Genomic DNA, 19,823 nt, shown 5'->3' with positions numbered 1-19,823 from the left:
GCGTGGCGACGGAGTCGACACGAAAGGGCCTGCCCCTAGAGTGGGGCAGCCGGGTCCCTGCGTGGCGACGGAGTCGACACGAAAGGGCCTGCCCCAATCTCTAGTGGTCGAAGAACACCAGGCTGGAATTGATGAGCTCGGCGATCACTTCGGCGTCGTAGGCGCGGCGCAGCGACTCGCGGAAGGACTCCTTCGACAGTGAGCGTGCCAGCGTCGCGAGAACTTCGAGGTGATCGGAAAAGGAGCTCGCCGGAGTGGCGATGAGCAGAATCACAGTGGCGGGGCCGTCCGTTGCGCCGAAGTCGAGCGCCCTGCCGTACTTCGTGATACCGACCGCGATGGAGGTCTGGGAGACCAGTTCACTGCGGGCGTGGGGCAGGCCCACGCCGCCGGGCAGGCCGGTGGCGAGCTGGTGTTCCCTGGCGTTGACCTGTTTGAGGAAGCCCTCGAGATCGGAAATCCGTCCGGCCGCATGCATGCGTTCCGCGAGCTGGGAGGTGGCGTCGAGCTTGTCCGTGGCATCCATTTCGAGGATCACCATCTCGGGTGTGGTGAGCTCGGCGTCGTACCGGTCCAGTGGTTCCGCCAAGAGATGTCCCTTCGAAGTGGCGTCAGTGCACGCCGGCCGGCAGTCCAATGACTAGCGTACTAATCTGCACGGCCGGCCGGCGCTGGGTCTCAGCGCAGGGGCGTGATGTCCTCCACGCCCAGCCGTGCGGCATCGGCGGATTCGTCGTCCGGCTGCTGCTGGCTCAGGCGCTCGGCATCAACCCGGGCCAGATAGTGCTTGATTTCGCCCTCGCGCTGCGCATCACTCCAGCCGAGAACGTCTCCCACTAGTTTAGCGACTACCGGAGCAGCGGACACACCGCGGTCCCACGCCTCAATCGAAATCCGTGTCCGGCGGGTCAGGACATCCTGGATATGGCGGGCGCCCTCGTGCGAGGCCGCGTAGACAGCTTCGGCGGCCAGATAGTCGTCCGCGCCGGGCAGCGGCTCGGCCAGTTCCGGGCTGTCGGCGATGAGCGCCAGCACCTCAGGAGTCATGGCGCCGTACCGGTTGAGCAGGTGTTCGATCCGGGCCACGTGGACGCCGGTCTCCTCAGCCATCCGGTTCCGCTGGTTCCACGCGGCCTTGAAACCGCTCGCGCCGAGCAGCGGGATCGACTCCGTGCAGCTGGGCGGGACGCGCTCGTCCATGCTGCGCGTTGCCTCGTCGACCGCATCCTTGGCCATGACCCGGTAGGTGGTCCATTTCCCGCCTGCCACCACTACGAGCCCCGGCACGGGGTGGGCCACCACGTGTTCCCGGGACAGCTTCGCGGTGGAATCGCTTTCCCCGGCCAGCAGCGGACGCAGCCCCGCATAGACGCCCTCGACGTCCTCGCGGGTCAGCGGGCGCTTGAGGACCTTGTTGACGTGCTCCAGCAGATAGTCGATGTCCTTGCTGGAGGCCGCCGGGTGGGCCTTGTCGAGGTGCCAGTCAGTATCCGTGGTCCCGATGATCCAGTGCCTGCCCCAAGGGATCACGAACAGGACGGATTTCTCGGTCCGCAGGATCAGCCCCACCGTGGACTGGATCCGGTCACGGGGCACCACGAGGTGGATGCCCTTGGAGGCCCGCACCTTGAGCTGTCCGCGGTCTGTCACCATGGCCTGGGTTTCGTCGGTCCAGACTCCGGTGGCGTTGATGACCTGCTTGGCCCGGATGTTGAAGCTGGAGCCGTCCTCGTGATTGACCACCTTGGCGCCGACCACGCGCTCGCCTTCGCGCACGAAATCCACAACCGACATCTGGTTGACCGCGTGGGCGCCGTAGTGCGCCGCGGTCCGCACGAGGTTCGCGACGTACTTGGCGTCGTCAACTTGCCCGTCGTAGTAGCGGATGGACCCGACGAAGGCGTCGTCCTTGAGGCTGGGGGCGGCGCGCAGGGTTCCGCGCCGACTCAGGTGTTTGTGGAAGGGGACGCCGCGGCTGTGCCCGCCGGTGATGGACATCGCGTCGTAAAGGGCGATTCCGGCGCCGATGTAGGGCCGTTCCAGGAACGGTTTGTGGAGCGGGTACAGGAACGGGACCGGCCGGGCCAGGTGGGGTGCCAGCACGGAGAGAATGAGGCCGCGTTCGTGCAGTGCCTCTTTGACCAGTCCGAAGTCGAGCATTTCGAGGTACCGGAGGCCACCGTGGATGAGCTTCGAGGAACGCGACGACGTCCCGGCTGCCCAGTCATTCGCCTCGACAATACCTACGCTGAGCCCTCGGGTGACCGCGTCGAGGGCGGCGCCGGCGCCCACGATGCCTCCGCCCACGATCAGGATGTCGAGCTCTTTGCCGGGGGCGGCACTGCCCCTGAGCACAGTGATTGAAGCCTCGCGTTCCGCAGGCCCAAGGGCACCTCCGGTCACGGCAGAACCGCCGGCAAAACTGTTCATGTCACGCCTCCATCCGGATCAAACCTCGTAGGGCACCAGACTACGTCCAAGTTTCCCGGATGGGCAGGGCCAACCAACCGCCAGTGTGGCGTTCAGTTGCCGGCGTACGGCGAGACGACGACGTCGACGCGCTGGAATTCCTTCAGGTCCGAGTAGCCGGTGGTTGCCATCGAACGGCGCAGCGCGCCGACGAGGTTGGAGGTGCCGTTGGTGTGGTGGCCGGGCCCGAACAGGACCTCTTCGAGCGGGCCCACCGTTCCCACGTTGACCCTGTCGCCGCGGGGCAGTTCGAGGTGGTGTGCTTCCTGGCCCCAGTGCCAGCCCTTGCCGGGGGCTTCGTCGGCGCGGGCCAGGGCGCTGCCCAGCATCACGGCGTCAGCGCCCATGGCGATGGCCTTGACGATGTCACCGGAGGATCCCATGCCGCCGTCGGCGATCACATGGACGTAGCGTCCGCCGGACTCGTCCATGTAGTCGCGGCGGGCGGCCGCGACGTCGGAGATGGCGGAGGCCATCGGCGAGTGGATGCCCAGGGCGCGGCGGGTGGTGGTGGTGGCTCCGCCGCCGAAGCCGACCAGCACGCCGGCGGCACCGGTGCGCATCAGGTGCAGCGCCGGGGTGTAGCCGGCGGCCCCGCCGACGATCACGGGCACGTCGAGTTCGTAGATGAACTGCTTAAGGTTCAGCGGCTCGTGGTCCTTGGAGACGTGCTCGGCCGAGACCGTGGTTCCGCGGATGACGAAGATGTCGACGCCGGCGGCCACCACGGTCTTGTAGTGTTCCTGCGTGCGCTGCGGGGTCAGGGAGCCGGCCACCGTGACGCCGGCGGCGCGGATCTCGGCGAGGCGCGAGGTGATCAGCTCGGGCTGGATCGGCGCCTGGTAGAGCTCCTGCATGCGCCGGGTGACGGCGGGGCTGTTGGTCTCATCCGCGAGGCCTCCGATCTCGTCCAGCACGGACTGCGGGTTCTCGTACCTGGTCCACAGGCCTTCGAGGTCGAGCACGCCGAGTCCGCCGAGGCGGCCCAGGGCGATGACGGTTTCCGGCGACATGGCCGAATCCATCGGCGCCGCGATGACCGGCATGTCGAACTTGTAGGCATCGATCTGCCAGGAGACGGAGACGTCCTTGGGGTCACGTGTGCGCCGGTTGGGGACGATCGCAATGTCATCCAGGGAGTAGGCACGACGCCCACGCTTGCCTCGGCCAATCTCAATCTCGTAAGTCACGTCCCCACTTTACTTGACCCTGCCATTGACCCGGCATTTGGCCGCACCCCAAGGCTGGGGGCGGGGCAAACGGCGCGGCGGAGGGCGCCGCCGCCCCGGCGGAAAGCGCCCGGCGTTGCCCCAATTTAATCGATAGTCCACCCCGACTTGACATGTTTTGTCAATAGTTTACAAAACCTGAAAATGCCCTTACGTTTGCTTTCGGCTGGCCGGGGGGTTTCGCCCGGCGGCCTCCACACCCCATTCCGGGCATTCCGCAATGCCCGGTTATAGAAAGCAGACCCCATGGGAAGTGCATCACTCAGGAAGTCCCGCATCCTGGCCCTGTCGCTGGCCGCCGTCGTCGGCACCATGACCCTCGCCGTCACCCCGGTGCTCGCCGCCCCCGGCACCGGACCGGTTGCCTCGGAGAATGTCCCGGCGCCGGAGGTCAACGCCGGCGAGGCGTACACGCAGTTCATCGTCAGCTTCAAGAAGACCCCTGGCAACGCCACCCGCAGCGGCCGCGCGAACGCCTGGGGCAAGGCCGCTAGGCAGCAGGGGGTGAGCGTGCAGGAGCTCCGCGCCCTGGCCACCGGAGGAACCCTGATCGCTTCCGACAAGCCCTTGTCGGACCAGGCCGCCACAGACTTCATGAACGAGATCGCCGCCTCCGGGGCCGTCGACGCCGTCGAACCCGATGCCCGCATGACGGCGGTGCTGACGCCCAACGACTCCCGCTACGCCGAGCAATGGGACTTCACCGCGGCCAACGGCATGCGCATCCCCGGCGCCTGGGACGTCGCCACCGGCTCCGGCTCCACGGTCGCCGTGATCGACACCGGCATCACGGCGCACCCGGAGCTGGACAGCAACGTGCTGCCGGGCTACGACTTCGTCTCGGATGCCACCGCGGCCCGCGACGGCAACGGCAGGGATGCCAACGCCCAGGACCAGGGCGACTGGTATGCGGCCGGCGAATGCGGGCAGACCGCAGCCTCCAACTCCTCCTGGCACGGCACCCACGTCGCCGGCACCATCGCCGCCGTGGCAGGCAACGCCACCGGCGTCGCCGGGGTGGCGCCCAATGCCAAGGTCCTGCCGGTCCGAGTCCTGGCCAAGTGCGGCGGGTCCCTCTCTGACATCGCTGACGCCATCATCTGGGCCTCCGGCGGCACCGTCTCCGGGATCCCCGCCAACGCCAATCCGGCCAAGGTCATCAACATGAGCCTGGGCGGCTCCGGCGCCTGCGGCACCACCTACCAGGCCGCCATCGACTCCGCCGTGTCGCGCGGCACCACCGTGGTGGTGGCTGCCGGCAACAGCAACCAGGACTCCTCCGGTTTCCGCCCGGCCAACTGCAACTCGGTGGTGACCGTCGCCGCCAGCAACCCGAGCGGCACCCTCTCCTACTACTCCAACTTCGGCGCGGCCGTGGACCTGACGGCTCCGGGAGGCGACACCAGCGTCAGCGGCGGCGGCATCCTCTCCACGATCAACACCGGAACCACGACCCCGGGCGGGGCGGGCTACGCCAGCTACCAGGGCACTTCGATGGCGACACCGCACGTCGCCGGACTCGTCGCCCTGATGAAGTCCAAGTCCCCCGCCCTCACCCCGGCCCAGGTCGAGTCGACGCTCCGGCAGGGCACCCGGGCAATGCCGGGCGGCTGCACCAAGGGCTGCGGCGCCGGCCTCTCGGATGCCACAGCCACCATGGGGCTGCTGGGCGGGACCACCCCGCCACCGTCGGGAAACCTGCTGCTGAACCCCGGATTCGAGAGTGGCTCGGCGTCCTGGACCTCCGACCACGCCGACACCTTTGAAACCGGAACCAACGCCCGCACCGGCAGCGGCTTCGCCGGGCTGAACGGCTGGGGACAGTCGACGTCGTACACGCTGGACCAGACCATCGCCATCCCGTCCTCCGTCACCGCTTCCAGCATGTCCTTCTACCTCAAGACGCTGACCGATGAGACCACCACCGGAAGCGCCTACGACACCCTGAAGGTCCAGGCCATCAGCGGCGGCGTCACGACCACCCTGGCCACCTACTCGAACCTGAACAAGTCCACCGGTTATGTGCTGAAGACCCTGGATCTGTCCTCGTTCAAGGGCAAGAGCGTCACGCTGCGGTTCCTCGGCGTGGAGGACTCCTCGCTCAAGACGTACTTCTTCGTCGACGACACCTCGGTGACCACCTCGTAGCACCGGCCTCGCGCCAGGAATGGGCATGCCCTCCCGCCCCGGGGGCATGCCCATTCTTCGTGCCCCGGAGCGACCGCCTCAGACCCCCTCGTCCTCGTGGACGGTCAGCTGGGATTCGAACATCCGGAAGTAGCGGCCGCGGAGCGCCACGAGTTCCTTGTGGGTGCCTTGTTCCACGATGCGGCCGTCCTCGAGCATGTAGACCACGTCAGCCTTCTCGATCGTGGCGAGGCGGTGGCTGATGGCGATGATGGTGCTGCTGCGGTCAGCGAAGAGTCGCGTGAAGATCCGGTGCTCGGCCAGTGCATCAATGGCCGACGTCGGCTCGTCCATCACCATGAACGTGGCGCTGCGGTAGAAGTTCCGCGCCATCGCCAGGCGCTGCCACTGCCCGCCGGAAAGGCCGGAGCCCTTCCTGCCGCGCGGGTCCTCCATCCAGTTGCTGACGTGGTTGTCCAGGCCGTTGGGCAGTTTGTTGATGAATTCGAGGGCTTCGGCGTCCGCGGCGGAGCGGCGGACCCGTCCGTCGTCGCGGGGCGAATCGACGTCGCCGAAGAAGATGTTTTCCGCCGCGGTGGCGAACTCGTACTTGAGGAACTCCTGGCTGAGGACCGCCAGGTGCCGGTGCCAGGAGGTGACGTCGACGGCGGCGAGGTCGACGCCGTCGAGCATCACCTGCCCGGAATCGGGACGGTACAGCCCGGCCAGGATGCGGATCAGGGTGGACTTGCCGGCGCCGTTCTCCCCCACGATCGCGATGTGCTGGCCCTGCCTGATGGTCAGCGAAATGCCGCGGATCACCTCCAGTTCGCTGCCGGTGTAGGTGAAGCGGATGTCCCTCAGTTCCACCGTCTTCGGCGCCTGCAGCAGGGGCGGGGCGTGGCCGGACTGCACGGGCATCGCCATGAAGAGCTCGTAGTCTTTGAGGTTCGCCAGGTCCTCGTCGATCGAGCTGAGCGAGGAGACGAGATTGTTGGCCGTGGACAGGGCGCGGCTGACAATCTGCTGGACGTAGAGGAACTGCCCCACAGGCTGGGCGCGGGCGATGATCTGGCCCACCACCCAGATCAGGGAGACGACCTCGGCGCCGTACTGCAGGGCATCGGCCGCGAGTTGTTTAGGAATGTAGCGTTTCTGGAAGTCGAGCCGGCGCTTTTCGTCGGCGTCCCGCAGCCGGGAGCGCAGCCCCATCAGGTAGCCGACGATCCCGTAGAGCCGCATCTCGGCGATGTGCTGCGGGCGCAGGAGGTTGGTTTCGATCATCCTGCGCTGCCTGCGGGAATCGACCTGGGTGTTCCAGTGCGCGATCTGTTCGCGGGAGAGCTTGAACTGGAGGTAGACGCTGGGGACGATCGCGATCAGGACGATCACGGCAATCCACCAGCTGACCAGCAGCAGCGCGCCGATGGCCAGGAGCACGGAGACGAGCTGGGTGAAGATCGCGGCGATCCTGTCCAGGACGCGGGCATAGGAATCGGAGAAACGCTTGGCCCGGTCGTACAGGTCCACGGTCTCTTTGTCGTCGTAGCGCCAGAAGTCCAAGGTCAGGAAGCGCTCGTACATGAGATCCCCGACGATCGCGCCGACGCGGAAGCTCATGAGCTGCTGGATGTAGCGGTCCAAGCTGCTGAACGATCCCCAGAAGAGCCCGAGTGCCGCGGTGATGATGACGTAAACGACGGCCTGGCTGCCGGCGGCGGCGTCGCCCGCGTAGGCGGCAGCCAGCGCCGTGGTGGTCAGGGCGGCAAAGTACGTCGTGACCAGCGGCAGGAGTGCCGAGATCAGCGAGCCTAGGACCTTCATGACGACGGCGGCGGGTGAGGCCCGGAAGCTCACCCGCAGCACCTGTGCCACGGCGCGGGCGTAGGGCTTGAGCGCGAGCTTGCGTTTGGGCGCACGTGCCGGCAGGAGTTCGGACATGCCTCCAGCCTAGTTCCGGGACTAGGAGCCGGCGTGAGCGGCACCGCCGCTGGAAACGGTCAGGCCTCAAACGGGTGAGCCCGCCGCTGAAAAGGGTGAGCCCGCCCCTGTAACGGGTGAGCCCGCCGAAACTGTGGTTTCGGCGGGCTCACCCTTTCAAGCGCTGGGGTCTTAGCGCGAACCGTAGTTCGGGGCTTCGACCGTCATCTGGATGTCGTGCGGGTGCGATTCCTTGAGCCCGGCCGGCGTGATGCGGACGAACTTGCCGCGCGCCTTCAGCTCGGCCACCGTCGGGGCGCCGGTGTAGAACATGGTCTGGCGGAGGCCGCCGACCAGCTGGTACGCCACCGACGACAACGGACCGCGGTACGCGACCCGGCCCTCGATGCCTTCCGGGATGAGTTTGTCGTCGCCGGAGACGTCGGCCTGGAAATAGCGGTCCTTGGAGTAGGAGGTGTTCTTGCCGCGGGTCTGCATGGCGCCCAGGGAGCCCATGCCGCGGTAGCTCTTGAACTGCTTGCCGTTGACGAAAATCAGGTCGCCCGGTGATTCGTCGCAACCGGCCAGGAGGGAGCCGAGCATCACGGTATCGGCGCCGGCGACGAGCGCCTTGCCGATGTCACCGGAGTACTGCAGGCCGCCGTCGGCGATCAGCGGGACGCCGGCCGGGATGGCAGCCTTCGCCGACTCGTAGATGGCCGTGATCTGCGGGACGCCGACGCCGGCCACCACGCGGGTGGTGCAGATGGACCCGGGACCGACGCCGACTTTGATGCCGTCGGCACCGGCGTCGATCAGTGCCTGCGCGCCTTCACGGGTGGCGGCCTGGCCGCCGATGATGTCCACGTGCGCCGCAACGGGATCGGACTTGAGCCGGCGGATCATCTCCAGCACACCCTGGGAGTGGCCGTTCGCGGTGTCCACGAAGAGGGCATCCACGCCGGCGTCCACCAGCGCCATGGCACGTTCCCAGCCGTCGCCGAAGAAGCCGATCGCCGCGCCGACGCGCAGGCGGCCTTCGTCGTCCTTGGTGGCGAGCGGGTACTGCTCGGCCTTGGTGAAGTCCTTGGTGGTGATCAGGCCCTTGAGCCGGCCCTGCTCGTCAACGAGCGGCAGCTTCTCGATCTTGTTCGTGGCCAGCTTGTGCGAGGCTTCCTCGCGGCTGATGCCCACGTGCCCGGTGACGAGGGGCATCTTGGTCATGACGTCGCTGACCAGCCGGAGCGGGAAGTCAGATTCGGGCACGAAGCGGGTGTCGCGGTTGGTGACGATGCCCAGCAGCCGGTTGCCCTCGTCCACCACCGGGAGACCGGAGACGCGGTAGCGTGCGCAGATCTCGTCCAGCTCGGCCAGCGTGGCCTCGGGGCCGATGGTCAGGGGGTTGGTGATCATGCCGGATTCGCTGCGCTTGACGCGGTCCACCTGGTCGGCCTGGTCGGCGATGGAGAGGTTGCGGTGCACGACGCCGAGGCCGCCCTGGCGCGCCATGGCGATGGCCATCCGGGACTCCGTGACGGTGTCCATCGCGGCGGAGAGCAGCGGGGTCTGGACCGTGATGCGCTTGGAGATCCGGGAGGACGTGTCCGCTTCCGAGGGGATCACGTCGGTGTGGCCGGGCAGGAGCAGGACGTCGTCGTACGTCAGGCCGATGAAGCCGAAGGGATCGTGTTCGGGCTGGGTCATGAGTGCGCCTCTTACCTTGGGTTACGGGGTTCACGGGTAGGGGTTGCAACAGATGACCAGCCCGTCATTACGGGTCTGGCCTGTGCAGAAGGTCGTGCAGAAGGTCGTGCAGCAAAATGTGCAGAAGTCCTGAATAAATAGTAGAACCTTGGCGGCGATAGCCATATTCCGGGGCAGTAATGTGCGGCTTCAATGTGAGCCGTCCCATGCCGGCACGGCTCCCCCGCCCGCCCAAACCGGCCCGACTGGGACCCCAGCCGGGCCGGAACCCGAGCCGGCCCGGCTTCACTATTTCCAGCCGGTGGCGGCGAGCAGCCGCTTTTCGAACATGGGGATCATGGTCTGGACGTACGTCTTGGTCAGGTGGTTGTCGTCCTTGTAGACGTACACGTTGCCGACCACCGCGGGGCAGGTCCCGTTGGCGCAGATGAAATCGCTCATGTCCATGAGGTGCAGCCTGGGCACCTGGCCGCGGTACGCGTCAAGCGGCGACGACCCCGCGAGCGACTCCTGCTCCGGCACGTTGCATTGCGCCGCGTCCTCGCCGTTCTTCTGGACGCATTCGGGCATGTTGATGTTGAAGCGGGGGTTGTCGCGGATGCCCACCACGTCCATGCCGGCGTCGGTGAAGGGTTTGATGCCCTCCAAATACTGCGGCACTTCGGTCTCGAACGGCGCTTCCTTGTGGGTCTGGGACGCAACCGTGAAAACGGCGTCGGGGTGGTGGTCCAGGACGTACTGGGCACTGGCCCGGTTGAAGGCGTTGCAGTCCGCGTCCCGTTCCGGGGACTCCCCGCCGAAGCGGCAGTTGCCCTTCAGGAGGGTGACCACTTCCCAGCCGTGGCTCTTCGCGATGGGGCCGAGCGCCGCCATGTACTGCTGGGCATGCGAGTCACCGAGCACCACGATCCGCTTGGTGACCTTCTCCGGCTTGTTGTTCTGCAGGCAGCCCTGCAGCACGGGGTCGCTGGGGACGTTTTTGTCCGTGCACAGCCCGTCTATGTCGGCCCACTCGTTCTTCATCGCTGCCGGCGCGGGGATGATTTTCGCCTCCGGCGTGGGTTTGCCGGCGTTTTCCGGTGTCAGGGCGGCCGCGCCGGGGGTCAGTTCCTTGGGCTGGGACGCCGCCTCGGCCTCGTCGGCGACGAGCTGGCTCTGCCACACGGCGACGGGACCGGCCAGCAAGGCACCACAGGCGGCAATCACGACGGCGGTACGCCAGACGCGGAGCTTGGGCCAGTGCCATTCGCGCAGCGGCTTCTCGACGAAGCGGGTGGTGAGCGCGGCCAGGACGACGGATGCGGCAACGATGCACAGCCCCTGGAACAGGTTTGGCGCCGTGATGCCCGCCCCGGCGAGGGCCAGGACCAGCAGCGGCCAGTGCCAGAGGTAGAGCGCATAGGAGTTGTCGCCCAGCGCCACCAGCGGTTTCCAGGTCAGGAAGCGGTCGACGCCGAAGCGGCTGCCGCTTTGGCCGGCGGTGATGATCGCGGCGGCGGCCAGCGTGGGCCACAGCGCGATGAATCCGGGGAAGGAGCGGTCCACGGTCAGCAGCAGCCCGCAAGAGAGCATGGCCGCCAGGCCGGCCCAGCCCAGTACGACGCGCAGGAGCTTCCCCGGCTTCAAGTACGGCAGGGCGAGGGCCAGGAGCGAGCCGAGGGCGAACTCCCAGAGCCGGGCGCCGGTATCGAAGTAGGCGTGGGCCTGGTTCGTTGTGGTCTGTTGGATCGAGTACGCGAGGGACACCGCGAAGATGGCGCCGAAGGCTGCGGCCAGCACGGTGCGGTAGCGCAGCAGCGCGTGGTCTTGGCCGGTCCAGCGGCGGAGCAGTCGGCAAAGGAGTGCCGTGCCGGCAAAGACGAGCGGCCACAGCACGAACACCTGGCCCTGGATCGAGAGTGACCAGAAGTGCTGGAGCGGGCTCGCGCCCGAATGGTCCTGGGCGTAGTAGTCCACGGCGCTGTCCGCCAGGAGCCAGTTCTGCCGGTACAGCAGGGAGGCCCAGGCCTGCTCCAGGACGTCGGGCCAGCGGCTTTGCGGCAGGATGGCCCAGGTGCCGGCGAGGACGCCGAGGATCACCACGACGACGGCGGGCAGCAGGCGCTTGAGCAGGTGAAGCCAGTGGCTGAGCAGCCGGAGCGGCGCGCCGCTTTCGACCTTCCGCGTGAAGCTGAGCGTCATCAGGAATGCCGAAATGAGGAGGAAGATGTCTACGCCGCCGGAAACCCGCCCCAGCCACACGTGGTAGGTGACCACCATGAGGACGGCGAGGGCGCGAAGGCCCTGGACTTCCGGGCGGTAGCTTGCTTTTCGGCTCGCCGGAGAACCCGCGTCCGCCTTTGGCGGCGTGGCGATGGTTCGCTCGCTCGACACAAATAACCCTTCCGCCCAGTTTCCAAAACATCAATGTTACCGAAACGTGATTTTCTTGGCCAATCGCTGGCGCCCCCGCGGAGCCGAGCGGCGGCGTCGGTCGCGGCGTCGGTCGCGGCGCGGAAGCTAGGCTGGTACGAGTCTGAGGAGGCCGCTAAGTGATCGTGCAGCTGCGCATTTGTGTCCCGGGTGAGTTGTCCGGAGTTGTCGTCGAAAGTTGTACAAATCACGTCGGCGTCTCGGAAGTCGCGCTGGCCAAGAGTACTTCCGTCATGCCGCCCGGGGACGTTATTGAGGTCCTGCTGGCGCGCGAATCCGTGGAGGGGCTGGTGGAGAAGCTCCACGTTCTCGATGTCCAGCAGCGGGGATCAATTTCGGTCATCGCGCCGGATCTGGTGCTCTCGGACCGGTCCGACCGGGCGGAGGCGGCGGCCCCGGGTGAGGGCGCAGACGCCGTGATCTGGGACGAGGTATCGCGGCAGACCGGCGAAGACTCGCGCCTGACGTGGAGTTTTCTGACCTTCATGGTTCTGGCGACCCAGCTGGCGGCCATCGGCATCGTGACGGACTCCACCATTGCGATCGTCGGCGCCATGGCCGTGGGCCCCGAGTTCGGCCCGCTGGCGGCGCTGGCCGTGGCTCTGGTCCGGCGCCAGCGGCGGCTCGGACGCGACGCAGCGCTGGCCCTCGGCGTCGGCTTTCCCGTCGCGATGCTGGCTGCCGCCCTGGGAGCGTGGCTGTCTGTGCCGCTCGGGCTGTTTCCCCCGGACGCGCTGGACCGCGGTTCAGCGGTTGAATTCATCTACCACCCGGGGCCCTATTCCCTGATCGTCGCGGTGCTGGCCGGAACAGCCGGGATGCTCTCGGTCATCAGCCGGCGCTCGGCGGCGCTGATCGGGGTGTTCATCTCCGTCACCACGGTGCCGGCGGCCGGGTATGTGGCCGTGGCACTGGTCCTGGGCGAGTACCAGAAGGCGGCCGGCTCCGCTCTGCAGCTCTTCCTGAACCTGCTGGGCATCGTGGTGGCCGCCGTCGGGGTGCTGCTGTTCTACCGGTTGGTGACCAAGCGGCTGTCCCCCGATGCCGCGCTGCAGCTGCGGCGCAAGGCGCCCCGCTCGCGGCGCTGACGGCCCGTGGCGGCGTACGGAACGCCGGCAGAAAAAAGGACGGCCCGGCAAGATGCCGGACCGTCCCCTAGTGCGGGCAGAGCCTAGTGCTTGTGCCCTGCGTGCTCGTCTTCGTCAGCCGGCTTCTCGACCACGAGGGTTTCCGTGGTGAGGACCAGTGCCGCGATGGAGGCCGCGTTGCGCAGAGCCGCTCGCGTCACCTTGACGGGGTCGATCACGCCGGCGGCGATCAGGTCTTCGTATTCGCCGGACTTGGCGTTGAAGCCCTGGTTCACGGCGGATTCGGCCACCTTGGCAACAACGACATAGCCGTCGAAGCCGGCGTTCTGGGCGATCCAGCGCAGCGGCTGGGTCAGGGCGCGGCGGACGATGCCGACGGCCGCAGCCGCGTCACCTTCGAGGGCCTTGACGGCAGCGTCCTCGTCGAGCGCCTTCAGCGCGTGGATGAGGGCGGAACCGCCGCCGGCCACGATGCCTTCTTCGAGGGCAGCGCGGGTCGAGGACACGGCGTCCTCGATGCGGTGCTTCTTTTCCTTCAGCTCAACCTCGGTGGCAGCGCCAACCTTGATCACGCCGATGCCGCCGGCCAGCTTTGCCAGGCGTTCCTGCAGCTTTTCCTTGTCCCAGTCCGAATCGGTGCGGGTCAGCTCGGCGCGCAGCTGGGCAACACGGGCGGCGACGTCCTCGGCCGAACCGGCGCCGTCGACGATCGTGGTGTTGTCCTTGGTGACCGTGATGCGGCGTGCGGTGCCAAGCACCTCGAGGCCAACGGTATCCAGGCTCAGGCCCAGCTCCGGGGAGACAACCTGCGCACCCGTGAGGGTCGCGATGTCCTGGAGCATGGCCTTGCGGCGGTCACCGAAGCCCGGCGCCTTGACGGCGACGACGTTCAGCGTGCCGCGGATGCGGTTGACGATGAGCGTGGACAGGGCCTCGCCCTCGACGTCTTCGGCAATGATGAACAGCGGCTTGGAGCTCTGCAGCGCCTTTTCCAGCAGGGGCAGGAAATCCTGCACCGAGGAGATCTTGCCCTGGTTGATCAGGATCAGGGCGTCCTCGAGGACGGCCTCCTGGCGTTCCGCGTCGGTGACGAAGTACGGGGAGAGGTAGCCCTTGTCGAACTGCATGCCCTCGGTGAGGACCAGCTCGGTCTGCGTGGTGGAGGATTCCTCGATGGTGATCACACCATCCTTGCCGACCTTGCCGAATGCCTCGGCCAGGAGCTCGCCGACCTCATCGCTCTGGGCGGAGATTGCGGCAACGTTGGCAACCTGCGTGCCCTCAACCGGGCGTGCGTTCTCCAGCAGGCGGGCGGCGACGGCCTCGACAGAAACCTCGATGCCGCGCTTGATCTCGCCCGGTGCGGCGCCTGCCGCCACGTTGCGCAGGCCTTCCTTGACCAGGGCCTGGGCCAGGACGGTGGCGGTGGTGGTGCCGTCACCGGCAACATCGTTGGTCTTGGTGGCGACCTCCTTGGCAAGCTGCGCGCCAAGGTTCTCGTAGGGGTCGTCCAGCTCGACTTCACGGGCGATGGTCACGCCATCGTTGGTGATCGTGGGGGCGCCCCACTTCTTGTCCAGCACGACGTTGCGGCCGCGCGGGCCCAGCGTGACCTTGACGGTGTTGGCGAGCTTATCGATGCCGGCTTCAAGCGACCGGCGGGCAGCGTCGTTAAACGCAAGCTGCTTTGCCATGGTTTTGTCCTTTCAAGACAGAACCCCGCGCAACTGATCCATTCAATGCGAAGGATCGGCTGCGCGGGGGTCCAAGAGAGTTACTTTACGACGATCGCCAGAACGTCGCGGGCGGAGAGCACGAGGTACTCGGTGCCGCCGGTCTTGACTTCGGTTCCACCGTACTTGGAGTAAATGACGACGTCGCCAACGGCAACGTCAATGGGAACGCGGTTGCCGTTGTCATCAAAGCGGCCGGGGCCTACTGCAACAACTTCGCCTTCCTGCGGCTTCTCCTGTGCGGAGTCCGGGATAACCAGGCCGGAAGCCGTGGTCTGCTCGGCTTCGAGCGGGCGGACAACAATACGATCCTCAAGAGGCTTAATAGAGACCGACACTCGGACCTCTCCTTTTCGTCAGCAAATTCGTGGACCATGAAGCGGCGATGCCAAGGCGCACAGACCGTCGTCGCGGTGCCGGCAGCGTGCCTGGCGGAACGCGCTTCATGTGTTAGCACCCTCCTAGGGAGAGTGCTAATGACGACTCTATGTACATGGTTAGCACTCGGTCAAGGCGAGTGCCAGAAATTCGTTCAAGGTGAACATTTTCCCCGGTGGGACATGCCCAATCTTTGTTGCGGCGAGTGGACGCCTGGGCATCATGCTCTCCGCCCGGGCTTAGCGATGGACATGCCCAACGGCCGCGGGCTGCCTGCCCGGTGGGACATGCCCAGCGGGTGATGGCGGGACAGAGGGACATGCCCAATCTTTGTTGCGGCGAGTGGACATTTGGGCCTCATGCCCTCTGCCCGGGCCAAGCGATGGACATGCCCAACGCGTGCGGGCTGCCCCGAGGGACATGCCCAACGCGTGCGGCCTGCCCGGTGGGACATGCCCAGCGGGTGATGGCGGGACAGAGGGACATGCCCAATCTTTGTTGCGGCGAGTGGACATTTGGGCCTCATGCCCTCTGCCCGGTCCGAGCGATGGGCATGCCCAACGGCCGCGTGCTGCCGGGGCGGACATGTTCACTGCGGATACCGAGGGATGGGCATGTCCCGTGGCCACCTGGCCGTTTGGGTGGTGCGGCGCGCGCCTACTGGCCTGCGAGGTCTTCGAAGTCCACGTCCTCGCCGTCGTCTTCGTCCGTGTCCTGGCCCTCGTCGTTCCGGTGCCGGTACATCAGCACGGCCCCGGCGGCGGCCAGCAGGACGCCTGCGATGAGGAAGATGATGCCAAAGAGCCGGGCAGCGGCATAGGTTTCGCGGATGGCCCGAGCCTCGTCCGTGGCGTCGTGGACGTTCTGGCCGCCGACGGAATAAACGGTGGCGTTGAAGGAGTCGAGGAAGAAGATGATCACCAGAAGGGCGATACACACGACGGCGATCACAGCGCCGGCGATCAGCGCCGGCCGGGCGTAGCGCGCCAGCCCCTGCGGGCTCCGGCGCCCCTGCCCGGCGTCGTCGTTCCCGGCGTCGTCATTCCCGGCTGTGTTCTGCCTGACTGTGTCCTGTCCGGTTGTGTCCTCTGAGATGCTGTCGCCCGTGCCGCTGTCTTCCATGCCGTCCAGCCTAGCCCCCGTGGTCCGGTCACAGCGTGCCCGGCGTGCTCAACTACGCTGGATGGCATGACTGACGCACCGCAGGAAAACATTGCCCCGATCCTCACGCCCGAGGGCTGGGAGCTGCTGGCGTCGCTGGGCCCGTACCGCGAGGACGAGGCCTTCCGCCTGACCGCGGCGCTGCGCAAGGCCGGCCACTCCCCCGAAATGGTCTCGGCGGTGCTCACCCAGTCCCGGCTGCGGACCAAGGCCGAGGCCAAATTCGGCGAGTTCGCCCGGCAGATGATCTTCACCAAGGCCGGCCTGGAGCAGGCCACCCGGCTCACAGTGGCGGCCCGGCACGCGCAGCGGTTCGCGGAGGCCGGGATCGGCCACGTCGCGGATCTCGGCTGCGGGCTCGGGGCGGACGCGATGGCCCTGGCCTCCCTGGACTTGGTGGTTACCGCGGTGGAAATGGACGAGGCCACGGCCGCCTGCGCCACGATGAACCTGATCCCGTTCCGCAATGCCACCGTGGTCCATTCGGATGCCACGTCAGTGTCGCTCGAGGGGATCGACGGCGTCTGGCTCGACCCGGCCCGGCGCACCACGTCAACGTCGGGAACCAAACGGATCTGGGATCCGGAGGATTTCTCCCCTCCCCTGTCCTTCGTGGAGTCGCTGGCCGGCTCCGGCCGCGCTGTCGGGGTGAAGATGGGGCCGGGGATGCCGCACGATTCAGTGCCGGCCGATTGCGAGGCGCAGTGGGTCTCCGTGGGCGGGGATGTGACCGAGGTGGCCCTGTGGTTCAACGCGGTGCGGCGCCCCGGGGTGCGGCGCGCGGCCCTCGTGCTCGGGCCGCTTGGGGCGGCCGAACTCACCAGCGGCGAGGACTTCGACGGCGGCCCGGTGGCGCCCGTGGGTCCCGTGGAGGGCTATCTGTACGAGCCGGACGGAGCGGTGATCCGCGCCGGGCTGGTGGCCGACGTCGCCCTCCAGCTGGGCGGGCACCTCGTGGACGAGCACATCGCCTACATCTGCGCCCCGGACCTGCGGGACACCCCGTTCGCCAAGGCCTACAAGGTCCTGGAAGTGATGCCGTTCAACGTCAAGGCGCTCAAGTCCTGGGTCAAGGACGAAGGGATCGGCGTCCTGGACATCAAGAAGCGCGGCACGGCCGTCACGCCGGAGGAACTGCGCAAGCAACTCCTGCCCGGCGGAAAACCGGCCGGTTCAAAGGCCAAGAGCAAGAAATCAGCCACCCTGGTCCTCACCAGGATCGGCGAGGACCGGGTGGCCATCTCGGTGGAGCCGGTCTAACTCCGCCGGCGCAGGATCCCGGCGCAGGATCCCGGGACCAGAAGCGCCAGGACCACTGGCTACTGGGCCCGCATGAACTCCTCGGCGGACCTAATCTGCTCGTCCGTGGGCCGGATCCCGGTGTAGAGCACGAACTGCTCCAGCGCCTGGATCGTGGCTACCTCGGCTCCGGTGATCACGGTCTTGCCGGCCGCGCGGGCGGCCTTGATCAGCGGCGTCTCGGCCGGGAGGGCGACGACGTCGAACACCACCTTGGCTGCGTCGATGGCGTCCTGCGGGAAGGACAGCGCCTCCGCGTCGGGGCCGCCGGCCATGCCGACCGGCGTAACGTTGATGATCATGTCGGCAGTGCCGGTGCCGGGCTCCGCGGAGCCCAGTTCCGCGCTCCAGGCGAAGCCGTACTGGTCGGCCAGGGCGCGGCCGGAGTCTTCGTTGCGGGCCACGACGGTGACGTTCGTGAAGCCGGCATCCCGCAGCGCGGCCACGGTGGCCTTGGCCATGCCGCCGGACCCCAGGACCAGCACCGCGTAGTCCGTGGGGACGGCATTGCTGTGCAGGAGCTGCTCGATGGCGGTGTAGTCGGTGTTGTAGGCCGTGAGCCGGCCGCCGTCGTTGACAATCGTGTTGACGGAATCGATGGCCTTCGCCGACGGGTCCATGACGTCCACGAGGGCGATCACGTCCTCCTTGTAGGGCATGGACACCGCGCAGCCGCGGATGCCGAGGCCGCGCACCCCTGCGATCGCCTGGGCGAGGTCGGTGGGGGCGAAGGCCTTGTAGATCCAGTTCAGGCCCAGCTGTTCGTACAGGTGGTTGTGGAAGCGAGTCCCGTTGTTGCTGGGCCGGGCCGAGAGCGAGATACACAAGGTCATGTCTTTGTTCAGAATGGGCACAGCACCATTAAACGCCAGGACGGGTCCGGTCACCCGCAGCCGGCCCCAAGCCGTAACATGAGCCGTCGCTGACCAGCCGCGTTGTGAATACACTCACGCACCAGCGGTCACTTTGACACCGTCCCGAGGGTGCCCCTGCACTAGACTTGGACCACCCGTAGCCGTGCCAGCCGCCCGGCCGGCGCTCTGGTGTGGGGAAATGTCACGTGCCACCGCCGGTCCGAGGGTGTTTGCCAGCGCATTTCCACCAGGACCGCGGCCGTGACAGCAAAACAGTGAAGGGACCACATGAAGATCGAGTTCGCTTCATCCAGGCAGTCGACTCTTGGCGTGGAATGGGAGCTGGCGCTCGTCGACGCCGAGACCGGTGAGCTGGCCTCCGTGGCGAACCAGGTGCTCCGCGGAGTCGCTGCCCGGCATCCCGAACTCAATGAGGACGACGAGCACCCGCACATCAAGCAGGAGCTGCTGCTGAACACCGTGGAGCTCGTCACGGGCATCTGCACCACCGTCGCGGAAGCCAAAGTGGACCTGAGCAGCTCGCTCGCGGCCGTCCGGGACGTTACCGATCCCATGGGCGTGGAGATCTTTTGTGCCGGGAGCCATCCCTTCAGCCCGCCCCAGCTGCAGCCCGTCACGGACAAGGAACGCTACGCCAAGCTCATTGACCGGACCCAGTGGTGGGGCCGGCAGATGGTCATCTACGGCGTCCACGTGCACGTCGGCCTGGACAGCCGGGACAAGGTCCTTCCGGTCCTGGACGGGCTGGTCAATTACTTCCCGCACTTCCAGGCCCTCTCCGCGTCCAGCCCGTTTTGGGGCGGCGAGGACACCGGCTACGCTTCGCACCGCGCCCTCATGTTCCAGCAGCTGCCCACTGCAGGGCTGCCGTTCCAGTTCGCCAGCTGGGAGGACTACGAGTCCTACGTGCAGGACATGTTCACCACCGGTGTGATTGACACGCTCTCCGAGATCCGGTGGGATATCCGTCCCGTTCCGGCCCTCGGCACCATCGAGATGCGCATTTGCGACGGCCTGGCGACCCTCGAGGACGTCGGGGCGATCGCCGCGCTGACGCAGTGCCTGGTCGACGAATTTTCCACCACGCTGGAGAACGGCGGCACCATTCCCACGATGCCGCCGTGGCATGTCCAGGAGAACAAGTGGCGCGCGGCCCGGTACGGCCTGGACGCAATCATCATCCTCGACGCCGAGGGCAACGAGCAGCTCGTGACGGAGCACCTGCGCGAGACACTCAAGCGGCTTGAACCCGTGGCGGCGAAGCTGGGCTGCAGCGCCGAACTGGCCGACGTCGAGAAGATCATCGAGCGCGGCGCCGGCTACCAGCGCCAGCGCCGGGTTGCCGCCGAGCACGGCGGGGACCTCCGCGCCGTCGTCCTGGATCTGGTCAAGCAGATGCGCCAGGGCCCCGAAGCCTAGCGCCGTCGC

General features: G+C 67.1%; 14 protein-coding genes. 4 read left to right on the top strand and 10 right to left on the bottom strand.

All coding sequences use genetic code 11. The annotated features are described in order from the left end of the window. Nucleotides 1-100: 100 nt before the first annotated feature. The 3 genes from BLS42_RS01900 to BLS42_RS01890 form a co-directional block, all read right to left on the bottom strand. Nucleotides 101-589, bottom strand: coding sequence for a PTS sugar transporter subunit IIA (locus tag BLS42_RS01900; RefSeq protein WP_090575496.1), 489 nt, complete (start codon nt 587-589; stop codon nt 101-103). A gap of 89 nt (nt 590-678) precedes the next feature. Then, a complete protein-coding gene (locus BLS42_RS01895) occupies nt 679-2,430 on the bottom strand; it encodes a glycerol-3-phosphate dehydrogenase/oxidase (protein WP_090575493.1) in 1,752 nt (583 codons plus the stop codon). A gap of 92 nt (nt 2,431-2,522) precedes the next feature. Beyond that, entirely contained in the window at nt 2,523-3,659 is a 1,137-nt protein-coding gene (locus tag BLS42_RS01890; RefSeq protein ID WP_090575490.1) for a GuaB3 family IMP dehydrogenase-related protein, read from the bottom strand. A 285-nt stretch (nt 3,660-3,944) separates the two neighbouring features. Here BLS42_RS01890 and BLS42_RS01885 point away from each other — a divergent pair, with 285 nt between their 5' ends. Beyond that, on the top strand, nt 3,945-5,846 hold the full coding sequence (locus tag BLS42_RS01885) for a S8 family peptidase (protein ID WP_090575487.1): 1,902 nt from the start codon (nt 3,945-3,947) through the stop codon (nt 5,844-5,846). A gap of 78 nt (nt 5,847-5,924) precedes the next feature. Here the strand turns inward: BLS42_RS01885 and BLS42_RS01880 are convergent, their stop codons facing one another. The 3 genes from BLS42_RS01880 to BLS42_RS01870 form a co-directional block, all read right to left on the bottom strand. Next, nucleotides 5,925-7,766, bottom strand: a complete 1,842-nt coding sequence (locus BLS42_RS01880; RefSeq protein WP_090575484.1) for an ABC transporter ATP-binding protein — start codon at nt 7,764-7,766, stop codon at nt 5,925-5,927. A gap of 171 nt (nt 7,767-7,937) precedes the next feature. Further along, entirely contained in the window at nt 7,938-9,449 is a 1,512-nt protein-coding gene (gene guaB, locus BLS42_RS01875; RefSeq protein WP_090575481.1) for an IMP dehydrogenase, read from the bottom strand. A 288-nt stretch (nt 9,450-9,737) separates the two neighbouring features. Continuing rightward, nucleotides 9,738-11,822 carry an acyltransferase family protein gene (locus BLS42_RS01870; protein WP_218122063.1) on the bottom strand — a complete coding sequence of 695 codons (2,085 nt, stop codon included), beginning with the start codon at nt 11,820-11,822 and terminating at the stop codon, nt 9,738-9,740. A 158-nt stretch (nt 11,823-11,980) separates the two neighbouring features. Between BLS42_RS01870 and BLS42_RS01865 the strand changes: the two genes are divergently transcribed. Beyond that, complete coding sequence (locus BLS42_RS01865) at nt 11,981-12,949, top strand: DUF389 domain-containing protein (RefSeq protein WP_090575476.1); 969 nt, start codon at nt 11,981-11,983, stop codon at nt 12,947-12,949. 83 nt (nt 12,950-13,032) lie between these two features. Here the strand turns inward: BLS42_RS01865 and groL are convergent, their stop codons facing one another. The 3 genes from groL to BLS42_RS01850 form a co-directional block, all read right to left on the bottom strand. Beyond that, nucleotides 13,033-14,643: a chaperonin GroEL gene (gene groL, locus BLS42_RS01860; RefSeq protein WP_090575473.1), complete on the bottom strand. Its 1,611-nt coding sequence runs from the start codon at nt 14,641-14,643 to the stop codon at nt 13,033-13,035. A gap of 80 nt (nt 14,644-14,723) precedes the next feature. Beyond that, on the bottom strand, nt 14,724-15,020 hold the full coding sequence (gene groES / locus BLS42_RS01855; protein WP_018773735.1) for a co-chaperone GroES: 297 nt from the start codon (nt 15,018-15,020) through the stop codon (nt 14,724-14,726). A gap of 697 nt (nt 15,021-15,717) precedes the next feature. Next, nucleotides 15,718-16,182, bottom strand: a complete 465-nt coding sequence (locus tag BLS42_RS01850; RefSeq protein WP_176803099.1) for a hypothetical protein — start codon at nt 16,180-16,182, stop codon at nt 15,718-15,720. 66 nt (nt 16,183-16,248) lie between these two features. Between BLS42_RS01850 and BLS42_RS01845 the strand changes: the two genes are divergently transcribed. Next, nucleotides 16,249-17,481, top strand: a complete 1,233-nt coding sequence (locus tag BLS42_RS01845; RefSeq protein WP_090575468.1) for a class I SAM-dependent methyltransferase — start codon at nt 16,249-16,251, stop codon at nt 17,479-17,481. Nucleotides 17,482-17,540: 59 nt separating this feature from the next. Here BLS42_RS01845 and BLS42_RS01840 read toward each other — a convergent pair whose 3' ends face one another. After that, a complete protein-coding gene (locus tag BLS42_RS01840; RefSeq protein WP_256336176.1) occupies nt 17,541-18,374 on the bottom strand; it encodes a shikimate 5-dehydrogenase in 834 nt (277 codons plus the stop codon). Between the two features lie 288 nt (nt 18,375-18,662). Here BLS42_RS01840 and BLS42_RS01835 point away from each other — a divergent pair, with 288 nt between their 5' ends. Then, complete coding sequence (locus BLS42_RS01835) at nt 18,663-19,814, top strand: glutamate--cysteine ligase (RefSeq protein ID WP_090575461.1); 1,152 nt, start codon at nt 18,663-18,665, stop codon at nt 19,812-19,814. The last annotated feature ends 9 nt before the right edge of the window (nt 19,815-19,823 follow it).

Origin of the sequence: Arthrobacter sp. ov407, from assembly GCF_900102895.1 — a bacterium.
In the GTDB taxonomy this organism is placed as follows: Bacteria; Actinomycetota; Actinomycetes; order Actinomycetales; family Micrococcaceae; genus Arthrobacter.
This window is presented reverse-complemented; position numbering and strand designations above follow the sequence as displayed.